Here is a 13,246-nt window from a genome sequence, read left to right as displayed (position 1 = left end):
AAAATATATAAATACATTTTAATTTTTCAACATATAAGTCATTGCTGTGCAGGAGAAACTTCCATCTATCTTCTTTGTTTTTCTTTGAATCTTGAGGTGGGAGTCCTACTGTCCGTGGATGTGGGATAAAACATAATCTGCACTCGCTTTTTCATTTTGTTTTAAACTTTGCATGTGATAGGAAAGGGCCTGACCACTTCCATGCATGGTCAGCTGTTCTTGCTCACCAAAAAGAAATGGTTGTTTTAATCTATATGCATATAAAAAGAAGGTAACTATTTTCAAAATAGCTACCTTCTTTTACGATCTTTACAGTAAGTATAGTTAAGCGATACCGATGTATTTTAAAGTTTTGGATGGGGTACTATGATCAAAAAAGTGTTGTAAAAATGCAATATCTACGCCAGATTTATAAGCACAATATCCCCACGTTTTGCGAAGTGTATGTGAGCTAATCCCTTCTAAACCAACTTCTTTTGCCGCTTTGTTTAAAATGTACCAAGCATGTTGTCTCGTAATAGATTTTGTTCCTTTTTGAGATTTTAATAATGGTTCATTTCGCTTCCATACTTTTCGTTCTTTCATATATTGTTCAATTGTATGTTGCAATTCTTCATTTACAGCGAACCATTTATGCTTTTTCATTTTGTCATTGTAGAACAAAATAGAATGACGAACATGCTCATTTTCATCGATAACATCGCCAACTTTTAACTGTAATATTTCACTTACTTTTAATCCGGAATTCACAGCTAATACGAATAATAAAGCATCACGCTTTGATGATTGTATTAGTATATCTTTGATTTTTTCTAATTGTTTTTCGTTTTGAATTGGTTGTCCTACTTGTTTCATTTCACGCACTCTCCTCTTTTATATGTGTAAAGGAAAGGATTAACTAGTTATTACTGTAAAGGAAGTGTGTGAATTTCATGTGAACTTTTCGTGAAATTAGGACAATTTATTTGATTACTTTCACTTTTGGCAAATGAAAGTAAAAGACAACGCCATTTTCTTTATTATAAACACCATAATTAGCATGATGCAATTCTAAGATATTTTTTACGATAGATAGTCCAAGACCAGTTCCGCCTGTATGACGGCTACGTGATGCATCTATTCGATAGAAGCGATCCCATATTTTATCTAAACTTTCTTCGGGAATCGGTGTACCGTTATTTTCAATTTCAACTTTTACGGTTTCTTCATACTCACTGACAGATACTTTTACTTGTTCTCCAGCTGGTGTATAACGAATCGCATTGCTTAATAAATTGACGACAACTTGTTCAATACGATTTCGGTTTGCTTGTACATAAATAGTGGAATCAAATACAAGCTCTACCTGTAAGTTTTTTTCTTCGATGCTAAATAATAGCTTAGTATATACTTGTTGAATCAACTCTCCTACCGAAAACTTTTCCAATTCTAATTTATATGTGCCAGACTCAAGTTTTGCAAGTTCTAGCATTTCGACAATAAGGCGGTTCATGTTATCAGTTTCTTCTAAAATAACGTCAGTATAATACGTAGTGTCTTTACTTACGCCATCTTTAATGCCTTCAGCGAAACTTCGGATTACACTTAATGGTGTTTTTAATTCATGTGATACGCCAGAGATAAATTCTTTTCTTGTTTTTTCTAGTTGTCGTTCTTTTTCAATATCTTGTTGTAGCTTTGTATTTGCTACATGTAATTTATCAATTCGGTCCTTTAAATTTACAGAAAGAGAGTTAATGCTACTTGATAGACTTCCTATTTCATCCTCTGTTGATATAGGGAGTTTTTCAGAGAAATCAAAGTTTGCCATTTTTTTTGTAACACGATTCATTTTAATAAGCGGGTTTGCAATGATTTTTGAGTAATAGAACGATAATAAAATAATGACAATAAAGACGATAATTAACGCATAGACATAATAATCTTTCAAAACAAGCATAGCCTCATTAACAGGCTGCAATGATGTCATTGCAAATGCAAATTCTTTTATTTCTCCATTTGTGATAACGGGTTTAACAAAAATCTGACTTTTAATTTCGTTTTCTCCGCCGAGTGTATATGTTGTCATTTCACTCGCATTCGTTTTCCCTAATGCGACAGAAAGTTCCCAATGCTGGATGCCTTGCATTAATGTATCTTTATTTGCAAGACGAATATCGTTTGGAGAAGGAATATGCAATTTTGATATAGTACCATCAAATTTGTTAACGCTATTACTAAAATCTTTTGTATATAAGTTTCTTTTGACGTCTGTAAGTTGAATGCCAAATAGCTTTAAATCTGAAATGATATTATCATTTTGCCATGTTTTATTATCAGCAGTAGTAATTGCAACAGGAATAATCATATTGTTTTTTAAAATACCTTGTACACTGATTGGGTCAGATATTTTTAATCCTAAATTGATAAACGAAGAATATTCAGGAATTGTGAAAGTATTATTCAATGGAATAAAAAGTGTATTATTAAATTTATCAACAATTTCAATGTGATAATTTTTATCATCTTTAATAATACCATTGCGGTCTAATAGGACGAGTTCAGCGTTTGTTTTTTCATAAAACTCTTGTTTTAACTTTGAAAGCTCTTCGAAGGTTCCATTGCTTTTTTCATATTTGTTTACAAATTTTTCGAAATTCGTCTGGACCGTATGAACTTTCTTATTAATATAAAATTTCTCTAAAAACAGTGATTGTCCAACGAAAAAGAGTAAAAATGTAGCAGTAAATAACGCTGATGTTAATAAGAAAAGCTTAAACACAATACTTCGTTTTTTCACTTTTTCACCTCATAAGCTGTAAATTCCATAATCGTCATTTTATTATAGCAAACGAATAAACATAGTAGGAGAGAAAATCTGTCGCATGCTGAGATAGTTTATTTCAAAAAGTCATATAAAGTAAGTATATATACAGGTTGAAAAACCGATATAAAAACTCCTTTCTTTCTAGAGAGAAAGGGAGTAGCGGTCATATTCTATTTTGCATAGCAGCGACTTATAAAGAAAAGCGGAGCCGACTGTTTAGGCCCGTTGGCTAAGGTTCTTAGACATGAGGGCTTAGGAGCCAGAGCTAGACAAAGATGTCAAAAAATTAAAACGGATGTATGTAGTAGAGGGATAAAAAAAGAACTTGCCAGACGTATGACAAGTTCTTATCGGATTTATGATTGAATTGCTGCATCTAATGCAATTTCAATCATTTCGTTAAATGTTGTTTGACGTTCTTCAGCAGTTGTTTCTTCACCAGTAAAGATATGGTCACTTACTGTTAAGACAGACAATGCATTTACACCGTATTTTGCAGCTAATGTATATAGTGCAGTTGTTTCCATTTCAACAGCTAATACACCGTAGTCGCCAAGTTTTTTAACCATATCCATGCTTTCACGGTAAAATACATCGGCTGTTAGTACGTTACCAACGCGGATGTGTAACCCTTTTTCTATACCAGCATCGTATGCTTTCTTCAATAAATCAAAGTTTGCACAAGGCGCAAAATCAAATCCAGGGAATGTTAAACGATTAATGTTAGAGTCTGTACATGTAGTCATTGCAATAATAACATCACGTACTTTTACGTCTTTTTGAATTGCACCGCATGTTCCAACACGAATTAAATTCTTTACCCCATAGCTTTGAATTAGTTCGTTTACGTAAATAGAAATAGAAGGAACTCCCATGCCTGTACCTTGAACAGAGACGCGTTTTCCTTTATATGTTCCTGTAAATCCTAGCATACCACGCACATTGTTGTAGCATGTTACATCTTCTAAAAAATTTTCTGCAATATACTTTGCACGTAAAGGATCTCCAGGTAATAAAATAGATTCTGCAATTTCGCCTTCTTTTGCTCCAATGTGTACGCTCATATAAAATCCTCCTTGTTATGTAGCAATTGATATTACTAAATATCTACTTCACTTTGTAGTATACACGAAGTAGAGCGTTTACAATAGCATATTTCTATTTATCTAACTATTCGGTCAATAAGATGCCACCTCAAGATTCAGGGAGAAGCAACACTTCTGATGGAAGTTTCACTGTATTACCCTTTCATAGGATAGGAAAAAGTCCAGACCGCTTGCCAGGCCAGATACTCTTGTCCATTTAAAAAGAAAGTGGTTTATATGTCATTTTTTCAATTTGTATTTATATATTTTCTTGCAAATATAGTAAAACTGCTATTCATAGAGAGTGTTTATTATCTGCTTCAGACAGAATGAATTGTGCTCTAATAGATGTTTTTTTACGCAAAAATAATCTGAATTGTGTTACAATTTATTTAAAAATAGATAGGTGATTTCATGAAAAATGTTATTATAGGAGTTATTGCTTTGCTTCTTATTGTTCTTGGTGGATTTTATATGAAAAAATATAAAAATAGTGAAGAAACAACAGGACAGATACAACAAGTAAAGTGGCAATTGCATGATATGGATGTAAATGAAATCGTGAATATTACATTTGAATTACAAAATAAAAAAGGAACTGAAATTCGCGGTGTAAACGACCATATTCGAATGTTTATTGTGGACAAGCGGTTAACACAATCATATCAGATGAGCCCAACTTTTGTGGGGAATGGTTCTTACAAAGCTACTCATCAGTTTAAAAAAGAAGGAGAATATACAATTTTTCTATATGAAGAAACAGGAGATACAACAAAACAGTTCGCTGAAAAAAACATAACAGTAGGAAATAAAGTGGTAGAAAAAAAACAAAATCCAATTACTGCGGATACGGTATTAACGAAAAATATTGGTCCTTACAGAACATCGCTTTTATTTCGTACGTTATATCCGCATGAAGAAGAAACATTAACATTTCAATTTCAAATAGGGAAAGGGCAAAAGCTAAAGTTTCGCTCCAATACGGGAGAACGTGCTGAATTGCGTATAGTGGATGAAGGGCGACAGCATTTTCTATATGTTGTTCCTAATAATGATGAGGAACAATTACAATTTCGCGTTATGTTTCCGAGTGAAGGGATTTATAAAATATGGGGTACTTTTTATATAAACGGAAAGAAATATGAAGAACAGTTTACATTACAAGTTCAAAAACGAAAAGACAGCTAAGTTTTAGCTGTCTTTTCGTTTTCCGATTAATTTTGTTACAGCGAGCATCGTAATTGGTAAGGAATGATTTTTACGAAATGCTAAATACTTCCCGCTCCATGTTGGTTTATATTTTTCTTTGAAATGTCGCAGGCCGCTAAAGCTATATGTATAACGAACGTTATTAAAAATGGCTGCTGCAACGCGCTCTGACCAAAAGGATTGCGCTGATAATCCAACATTAGAAAGTGGAGCCATTCCAATATTAAAGCAGTGATAGCCATTTTCTTTTGTCCATTGGAATAAATGAATGAACATAGCATCCATAATTCCGCCTGGTGCATTAGGATAATAACGCATCAAATCAACAGATAATTCACCATCTTGGTATACAGGCATAAATGTTGTAAAGGCAATAATTTTACCATCAGCATCAGAAAGTGTTGCAATGGGCGCACGGTTTATATAATCACGATCAAAATAACCAAGAGAGAAGCTTTTCTCTTTTTTCCCCCCAAGCCATGCATCTGATACTTTTTTTAGTTCATCATACAATTCATCTGTAAATGGCGGCTCGTGAATCGCAAAAGTGTAACCTTCTCGCTCGAAACGGTTGAAAGTGGCACGCAATCCAGCTCGTTTTTTTCCTGAAATTGTGAAATCATTCAAATCGACAACTGCTTCTTCACCAAGCTTGAAGAAGTTATAACCAAAATCATGATATAAACTCATCCATTTACTTTCAACTTGATAAAATACACAAATATAGCCGAAACGATCCGCCTCTGTTAGAAATTCTTCTAAAACTTTACGAAAAGAAGAAGGTTGTCCGATTGGATCACCGAGTACAATAAGACGTTTACCTGCAGGCGCAAACTGAATCATTGCTTTTCCGTCGCTACTGAAAAAGAATTGCTTATCTCCTAAAAAACCAAGGTGACTTAACACGTTTCCACCGTGTTCATCTAAAAAGTGCTGTAGTCGTGTCATATTGGCTGGTTGCCCGGGAAATTTATTTCGATAACGATTGGCGATAATAGAACCAATTAGTAGAAAGCTTGGTACAAAAAAAGCTGCTGCAATTGCACTGCGTTGTACTTGTTTAATATTACGAACAACAAAATCAGGTTTAAATACTTCTTTGGCTTCCGCAAATTGTACCCCAAGTTTTTTGTAAAGATACAATGTAATAAGTAAAAAGAGACAAACTTTTACTGCATCTGAGAATGAAACCGCGATTTGTTCTCGAACAAATCGTTTGCGAATCATATATAGTACAGTGAGTACAATGAGTAAGATAAAGGTTTCTTCTAAATCAATTCCTTTTAGTGTATTGAAAATCGCTGCTCCGATTAGAGATACAATCGTCATATAATAGGAGCGTTTCGTGCCGTGATAAATGCCGCGTGATAAAATAACAAGTAAAATACCAAATGTTAGCGATAAACTAAAGGAAATTTGTACAAGGTGTTTAGGAACTAAAATATGCAGTGCATGAGCGCGTCCAATACTTGTTGGGAAAATGGTGGAAAAAATCACCATGAGTCCTGAGAAAATTGTTAATGCAGCAGATGCCCAGGAACCTAGTTTTCCTAGAAAATCACGTTGTAATGTCCAAATGACTCCGGTTGTTTCAAGGGCAGGTGCAATGAACGGTTTATCTTCAAATTTTTTTAAAGCAGCTCCTGTCATTTCAAATGCTGCAAAAATTAAACCGAGCCCAAAGGGTAAAATATAATATACAAGGCGGTATAATAACATAGCAGGGAGCAATACACCTGTATCTACTCCATATTGTCCAATCCCTGTTAAGAAAACAAGATCGAAGGAACCAAGGCCTCCTGGTACAAGACTCACAACGCCAGCCAAAGCTGCAATGACGTATACACCAAGAAACTTAGGGAAGTCTATCTCAATTCCAAATAGAAGTAAGATGACATACATTACTATGCCTGCTGATACCCACTCTACCAATGAAACAAGTGAGTAGAGGACAGTTGGATTTTTTTCTACTTGCTCTTCTTCTTTTCTTTGTTTGCGATTTTTTATTTTGGAAATACCTATGTATAATGGAACAAAAAGAGCAAAAAAGATGAAAACAGGCCATAGCCAAGGTTTTTCATGTAAAATAAATCTTGTATCTAGTACACCAATAAGGCCGAGAAAAGATAATAATGCTAGTCCGTTAATAAAAGCCGTTGTCATCCAGGCGATACTTCGAATAAGTTTACCATTTTCTTGTACATAAGGACGATATAACATTGTACGTATACCTGCCCCAACAAGACCACCAAATCCTATAAATCCATTGAATGTATTAGCAGTCCAAGAAATGCGGAAAATCTTTTTAACTGGAATATCTGCTTGCAAATGCCGCAGCATAACAAAATCATAAAAGAACATTGTAGCAACAGCAAATGCGCCGAGTATAACAGCTAAGAAAAATCCACCGGGTGGAATGTGTTTAATCGTTTCAACTGCTTCTCGAAATGAAATACCAGATAGTTCTTTGCGTGCTTGAAAAAACACAATTGTTAATACAGCAAAGGGAAAAATAAATTTTCCGATTTGTAATATACGTTTCCATGAAAACGACATAAAGACAACTCTCCTTGTATAAGAAAACTGAGGCAATATTTTTATTATGACAAACTTCAATAAAAATAAAAAGAAAAATTCTTTGAAAATTTAGTTGTAATCTTTATATGTGTAAACATTCTCTACTCATAAATTGCTAAATTCGATGCAATGGAGAGCAAATGAGGTTTACAAGCTACAATGGCTATAAACAAAAAAATGTATTCAACCACATCATCAAACTTTTTACATTTCACCACTAATATGTAAGCTAGAATAGAAAAGGCACTGCATGTTTTGTGCCGCTATTAATGGTCGGTAAGGCTCTAAACTCAAAAATCTGAGAAATCCCACTTTATTTTGAAGTTTTTTTGAAAGAATTTACTTCTTTTGAAGGAAATTGGTTTTTAAAATCGAAAATCAAAACATATATTTGCGTGATGTTGTTCTGTAGTTATGTGGTAAAAATAGAGATAGTGTGAGAGGATTTTTATATTAATACGCTAAAAGACTTTTGCGTATATTTTGATGAAGATACAATTGGGGGAAGACATTTTGTAAAGAAGCTGATCCAGAATAAATACATAACAGAAAAATCAACTTTCAAAATCAGTTCAAATGGTGGGGGGAGAAACTAGCATGTCCAATTTAATGGTTGAAAACCAAACGCAGCAAGTAACTGTTTTTTTTGGAGAAGTAGTTGAAGTAATTACAAAATATGTGAACAATCATACGTTACCTTTATTATTAGAAGAAACACCAGAAGGCGATGAACAGTATTTTGCTGGATTGTTAGCTTCCATCCGACGCTTACTTGTATTTTGTGAAGAAGGCTTAGATGCTTGCTGTGTATTACTGAATAATAAACCGTTTCGGAAAAATGCAGCGGAGAGAACGCTATATAAAATTTATCATCAAGTGATTGCAGAGTTTTTTTCACCCAAAAATGATCATTGGTATGAAAATAGTCGATCAGCTTATACAGGAAAGAATTCAATTGCGTTTCAAAAGCAACCTCCTTTTTCCATTGAACAAATGATGAAAGAGTTAGAAGGAAAATTCCAAATGTTGCGTGAAGAGTTAGAATATTATGAGACAGACTATCAAACGAAAATGATACAAAAATATTAACTACTGTAAGAAGTTAGGTAATTCCTAGCTTCTTTTGCTTTTTGAACCGTCATATACGACCGTAATTTTGAATACATTTAAAAAGGATATATTGATGGGGGTGTCATATGAGCCAGCAAGAAGTGTTCACTGATTACTTTCATGAAGTTGAAAGTTGGTGCGAAAGTGTTCTCCACGTATTAGATAGCCGGGCAACAGAAGTGTATGATGTTCATATGCTTGCATATAAAATTCAAATGCTATTAGATCGGATTAAAGAAAATGAGTATGATTACGATGCAGAGTTTGTCTATGAAATTAGTGATGATGTCGAGCATATTCAACACTACTTACAAGAAGCGTTAATGTCTGATTCAGAACAATATGCATTATATGAAAGAAATTATGCAAGAGCTTCTGTACCAATTGGCGGACATACCTTGCCGCCGCTTCCGTATCCGTATAATGCGCTAGAGCCTTATATCTCAAGGGAAATTATGATGCTTCACCACGATAAGCATCATCGTAGTTATGTAGAGGGATTGAATAAGGCAGAGAAGATGATGGCAGAAGCACGAAAAACAAATCAATTTGATTTAATAAAGCATTGGGAGAGAGAAGCTGCTTTCCATGGTTCTGGACATTATTTACACACTATTTTTTGGAACAATATGAAAAAAGATGGTGGTGGCAGTCCGCACGGAGACTTATCGAGGGAAATTGAAAAAGGTTTTGGGAGCTTTTTACGTTTTCAAAAACACTTTACAGAAGCGGCAGCGAAGGTGGAAGGTTCCGGGTGGGCAATTCTCGTTTGGGCACCTCGTTCCGGACGATTAGAAATTTTACAAAGTACACTTCATCAATTATTTACGCAGTGGGATACAATCCCTTTACTAGTACTTGATGTATGGGAGCATGCATATTATTTGCAGTATCAAAACCGAAAGGAAGAATATATTAAGAATTGGTGGAATATTGTCAACTGGGGTGATGTAGAAAAAAGATTTCAAAGTGTAAAAGAACTTCAGTGGATACCATATTAGACGCATCATACATCGCGATGCGTCTTTTTTAATTGTCTTTCTATTCTTATGGAGTTAGTCTTGCATCTCAACTTCCATTCATATTTTAAAGGTCCAAGCATACACTTGTACAAAAAGTGCTAAAAAGGACGTGAATGCATGAGAGGAAGAGGAATCGTGATTGCACTTATTATAATATGTGCAAGTATGCTACCAAATGATACATATGCGCAAATGAATAATGTTAGTGCACGTAATGCGGTGTTGATGGAGCAACATTCGGGGCGTGTATTATATGGAAAGTTAGAGCATGAATCTGAAAAAATCGCAAGTATTACAAAAATTATGACCGCACTTTTAGCAGCCGAATCAGGGAAAATGAAAGAAAAGGTATCCATTAGTAATACAGCAGTTCGGGTGGAAGGGTCAGCGATTTACTTAAAACCAGGACAGAAAGTACCGTTAGAAGATTTAGTATATGGCTTAATGTTGCGCTCAGGAAATGATGCAGCTCAGGCAATTGCAGAATATGTTGGCGGAAGTATAGATGGATTCGTTTATTTAATGAATGAAAAAGCAGCACAAATTGGAATGAAGGATACACATTTTTCTAATCCACATGGTTTAGACGGAGATGGAACACATTATTCTTCAGCATATGATATGGCACTGTTAACAAGGTATGCTATGGAAAATGAGGCATTTCGTAAAATTTTTGGAACGAAAACGTATCAGTCTGAAGTATGGGACTATCCATGGAAAAATAAACATAAGCTTGTTACTTCTATGTACGAGTATGCAACAGGAGGGAAAACTGGATTTACGAAAAAGGCAGGGCGCACACTTGTAACAACTGCATCAAAGGATGGGCTAGATTTGATTGTTGTAACATTGCAAGCTTCGAGTGATTGGGACGATCATATGTACTTATTTAATGAAGGATTTAAACAATATACAGCAACTACAGTAGTAGCGAAGGGCCCCCTTTCTGAACTGCAAGACAAAAAGTATACAAATCATATATATACGAAAAATGATTTATTAGTGCCACTAACGGAAGACGAAGCTAAAAAGGTTACATTGAAAATTGAATTTGATAAATCGGCCAAGCTGATAGATGGAGAAAAAATAGGGCGTGCCGTTGCCTATTTAAATGATGAAGAAGTTGGAGAGCGTAACCTTTTTTATAGTAAACGGAAACTTATTGTGACTACAGGTTTGTTTTGGAAAGATTTTAAAGAAGTATTTTCTCACATGTTAGGTGTGGAAACAGATGGTTAATATTATATGGGTTGCGATGGCGGTAATTGGTATTGTATATGCAATGTTTAATGGAACGATGGATGAAGTGAATAAAGCAGTTTTCGAAGGTTCAAAAAATGCCGTAACCATTTGTATCGGATTGATTAGTGTTCTTGTTTTTTGGCTTGGTTTAATGAAGATTGCCGAGGAAGCTGGTCTGCTAAAGAAACTTGTTGCATTGTTTATGCCTCTTGTAAAAAAACTCTTTCCAGAAGTACCGAAGAATCATCCAGCACTAGGTTTTATCTTATCTAATATGATGGCAAACTTTTTTGGATTAGGAAATGCAGCCACACCGCTTGGGATTAAAGCAATGGAACATTTAAAAGAGTTAAATGGAGGAAGAGACTTTGCGAGCCGCTCTATGATAACCTTTCTTGCTTTAAATACATCAGCTATTACACTTATTCCCACTACGGTTATTTCGATTCGGATGACATATCATTCTGCAAATCCAACTGAAATTGTAGGCGCAACGTTTATCGCCCAAGTTTTATCTATGATTGGAGCTATTTGGATTGACCGTTATTTTTACCGAAGAAGAAATAGAAAGGGGAAGAAAAAATGAGCGTCGTTAATACGATTTCTTTATGGGTTATTCCATGTGTAATTGGATTTATTCTATTATATGGGACGGCAAAAAAAGTACCGACGTATGAATCATTTGTAGAAGGCGGGAAAGAAGGAATTCAAATTGCTGTATCTATTTTACCGTTCATGGTTGGTATGCTCGTTTCTATTTCAATATTCCGGGCTTCAGGCGCGCTAGATGCAATGATACATGTCATGAAACCAATGTTAGATGCTATCCATGTGCCAGCAGAAATTGTTCCTCTTGCACTTATTCGTCCTATTTCTGGATCAGCAGGGCTAAGTATTACAACGGATTTAATTGCCACATATGGACCAGATTCGTTTATTGGGAGGCTTGCGTCTACGATGCAAGGAAGTACAGATACAACCTTTTATATTTTAACAGTTTATTTTGGAGCGGTTGGGATTCGGAAAATGGGCGATGCTTTAAAGGTGGGATTATTTGCTGATTTAATTGGTATTGTGTGCTCAATTGTATTTGTTTCACTTATGTTTCAGTAATAATGGTTCATTTTTAATTTAAATTAGACTATAATACGGATACAGCCACTATTAAGAATGTGCTTAATAGTGGTTTTTTTATGGATTATTTTTGACAAAACCGTGAACATTTGTTGTAAGCAAAAAGAAGGGAGTAAATCATAATAAAGAAGAGAAATGTATTTTATTCCTTTATTAGCTTATAAAGTTGGCGATGTTGTTTATGGTAAGTAAGGGGAATTGTCATTAAGGCTAGACAGTTGCCAAGTCCTTCTAATGAAGGTAAGATGAATTTGAGGTGAAGAAACGAAATGGAACGACTACAAAAGGTAATAGCGCAAGCAGGTATTGCATCGAGAAGAAAAGCAGAAGAACTCATTCAACAAGGGAAAGTTAAGGTTAACGGAAAAGTCGTGACCGAACTAGGAACGAAAGTGAGTGCACAAGATAAAGTTGAGGTAAACAATATTCCTCTCGAAAAAGAAACACCTGCTTACTTTTTATTATATAAACCAACCGGTGTTATTTCGAGTGTAACAGATGATAAAGGAAGAAAAGTGGTGACAGATTTCTTTGCGGAAATTCCACAACGTCTTTTTCCAATTGGACGATTAGACTATGATACGTCTGGTTTAATATTGATGACAAATGACGGAGAGTTTGCGAACATTTTAATGCATCCAAAGTATAAGGTTGACAAAACATACGTGGCAAAGGTAAAAGGTCAGCTAACTGGTGAAAAAATCCGCATGTTAGAAAAAGGCGTTATGCTAGAAGAAGGAAAGACAGCGCCTGCCCGTGTGAAAATTCTTTCTTGGGATAAACGTAAAGAGATTGCAATTGTACAATTGACAATTCATGAAGGAAGAAATCGCCAAGTGCGTAGAATGTTTGAAGCAGTTGGATGTAAAGTTATGAAATTAAAGCGTGAACGTTATGCCTTTTTAGAGTTAGGTAATTTACGCCCAGGGGATGCAAGAGAATTATCTCCTCATGAAGTAAAACAACTTCGTGCTCTCGCTTCAACGAAACCGAGATAGTACAGAATATAAAAGCTTCTATCAGTAAAGAAATTTTTGCTGATAGAAGTGAATACATATATA

The 13,246-nt window shown here is 34.9% G+C and carries 12 protein-coding genes; 7 read left to right on the top strand and 5 right to left on the bottom strand.

The genetic code is table 11. The features are described from left to right. Nucleotides 1–105 precede the first annotated feature (105 nt). The 4 genes from BM350_RS06785 to deoD all read right to left on the bottom strand — a co-directional run bounded on the left by BM350_RS06785 (nucleotide 106) and on the right by deoD (nucleotide 3,870). The gene (locus BM350_RS06785; protein ID WP_090915489.1) at nucleotides 106–285 is read right to left on the bottom strand and encodes a hypothetical protein; all 180 of its coding nucleotides are present in this window, start codon (nucleotides 283–285) and stop codon (nucleotides 106–108) included. Between the two features lie 39 nt (nucleotides 286–324). Beyond that, nucleotides 325–855 carry a tyrosine-type recombinase/integrase gene (locus BM350_RS06780; RefSeq protein ID WP_090915491.1) on the bottom strand — a complete coding sequence of 177 codons (531 nt, stop codon included), beginning with the start codon at nucleotides 853–855 and terminating at the stop codon, nucleotides 325–327. Between the two features lie 106 nt (nucleotides 856–961). Next, nucleotides 962–2,779, bottom strand: a complete 1,818-nt coding sequence (locus BM350_RS06775) for a sensor histidine kinase (RefSeq protein ID WP_090915493.1) — start codon at nucleotides 2,777–2,779, stop codon at nucleotides 962–964. 383 nt (nucleotides 2,780–3,162) lie between these two features. After that, a complete protein-coding gene (gene deoD / locus BM350_RS06770; RefSeq protein WP_090915495.1) occupies nucleotides 3,163–3,870 on the bottom strand; it encodes a purine-nucleoside phosphorylase in 708 nt (235 codons plus the stop codon). 435 nt (nucleotides 3,871–4,305) lie between these two features. Here deoD and BM350_RS06765 point away from each other — a divergent pair, with 435 nt between their 5' ends. Continuing rightward, complete coding sequence (locus BM350_RS06765) at nucleotides 4,306–5,079, top strand: hypothetical protein (RefSeq protein ID WP_090915497.1); 774 nt, start codon at nucleotides 4,306–4,308, stop codon at nucleotides 5,077–5,079. Between the two features lie 3 nt (nucleotides 5,080–5,082). Here BM350_RS06765 and mprF read toward each other — a convergent pair whose 3' ends face one another. After that, nucleotides 5,083–7,656, bottom strand: coding sequence for a bifunctional lysylphosphatidylglycerol flippase/synthetase MprF (mprF, locus tag BM350_RS06760; RefSeq protein WP_090915499.1), 2,574 nt, complete (start codon nucleotides 7,654–7,656; stop codon nucleotides 5,083–5,085). Between the two features lie 618 nt (nucleotides 7,657–8,274). On the opposite strand from mprF, the gene BM350_RS06755 reads away from it, so the two are divergent. From BM350_RS06755 to rluB, 6 genes are all read left to right on the top strand, one after another. After that, a complete protein-coding gene (locus tag BM350_RS06755; RefSeq protein WP_090915501.1) occupies nucleotides 8,275–8,766 on the top strand; it encodes a DUF3907 family protein in 492 nt (163 codons plus the stop codon). 107 nt (nucleotides 8,767–8,873) lie between these two features. Then, nucleotides 8,874–9,788: a superoxide dismutase gene (locus BM350_RS06750; protein WP_090915503.1), complete on the top strand. Its 915-nt coding sequence runs from the start codon at nucleotides 8,874–8,876 to the stop codon at nucleotides 9,786–9,788. 138 nt (nucleotides 9,789–9,926) lie between these two features. Further along, a complete protein-coding gene (locus tag BM350_RS06745) occupies nucleotides 9,927–11,048 on the top strand; it encodes a D-alanyl-D-alanine carboxypeptidase family protein (protein WP_090915505.1) in 1,122 nt (373 codons plus the stop codon). Next, nucleotides 11,041–11,637, top strand: coding sequence for a nucleoside recognition domain-containing protein (locus BM350_RS06740; protein ID WP_090915507.1), 597 nt, complete (start codon nucleotides 11,041–11,043; stop codon nucleotides 11,635–11,637). Before BM350_RS06745 ends, BM350_RS06740 begins: the two co-directional genes overlap by 8 nt. Beyond that, nucleotides 11,634–12,164 (top strand): spore maturation protein SpmB, encoded by a 531-nt coding sequence (spmB, locus tag BM350_RS06735; protein WP_090915509.1) that lies wholly within the window; start codon nucleotides 11,634–11,636, stop codon nucleotides 12,162–12,164. Before BM350_RS06740 ends, spmB begins: the two co-directional genes overlap by 4 nt. A 290-nt stretch (nucleotides 12,165–12,454) precedes the next feature. Then, entirely contained in the window at nucleotides 12,455–13,183 is a 729-nt protein-coding gene (gene rluB, locus BM350_RS06730) for a 23S rRNA pseudouridine(2605) synthase RluB (protein ID WP_090915511.1), read from the top strand. Nucleotides 13,184–13,246 lie beyond the last annotated feature (63 nt).

It is taken from the genome of Bacillus sp. 103mf, assembly GCF_900116295.1.
In the GTDB taxonomy this organism is placed as follows: Bacteria; Bacillota; Bacilli; order Bacillales; family Bacillaceae_G; genus Bacillus_A; species Bacillus_A bruguierae.
This window is presented reverse-complemented; position numbering and strand designations above follow the sequence as displayed.

Bases quoted from the DNA above. Each gene is read 5' to 3' on its own strand.
- mprF (WP_090915499.1), bottom strand. From the start codon at position 7,656: ATGTCGTTTTCATGGAAACGTATATTACAAATCGGAAAATTTATTTTT.
- BM350_RS06740 (WP_090915507.1), top strand. From the start codon at position 11,041: ATGGTTAATATTATATGGGTTGCGATGGCGGTAATTGGTATTGTATAT.
- BM350_RS06765 (WP_090915497.1), top strand. From the start codon at position 4,306: ATGAAAAATGTTATTATAGGAGTTATTGCTTTGCTTCTTATTGTTCTT.
- rluB (WP_090915511.1), top strand. From the start codon at position 12,455: ATGGAACGACTACAAAAGGTAATAGCGCAAGCAGGTATTGCATCGAGA.
- BM350_RS06755 (WP_090915501.1), top strand. From the start codon at position 8,275: ATGTCCAATTTAATGGTTGAAAACCAAACGCAGCAAGTAACTGTTTTT.
- deoD (WP_090915495.1), bottom strand. From the start codon at position 3,870: ATGAGCGTACACATTGGAGCAAAAGAAGGCGAAATTGCAGAATCTATT.
- spmB (WP_090915509.1), top strand. From the start codon at position 11,634: ATGAGCGTCGTTAATACGATTTCTTTATGGGTTATTCCATGTGTAATT.
- BM350_RS06780 (WP_090915491.1), bottom strand. From the start codon at position 855: ATGAAACAAGTAGGACAACCAATTCAAAACGAAAAACAATTAGAAAAA.
- BM350_RS06745 (WP_090915505.1), top strand. From the start codon at position 9,927: ATGAGAGGAAGAGGAATCGTGATTGCACTTATTATAATATGTGCAAGT.
- BM350_RS06750 (WP_090915503.1), top strand. From the start codon at position 8,874: ATGAGCCAGCAAGAAGTGTTCACTGATTACTTTCATGAAGTTGAAAGT.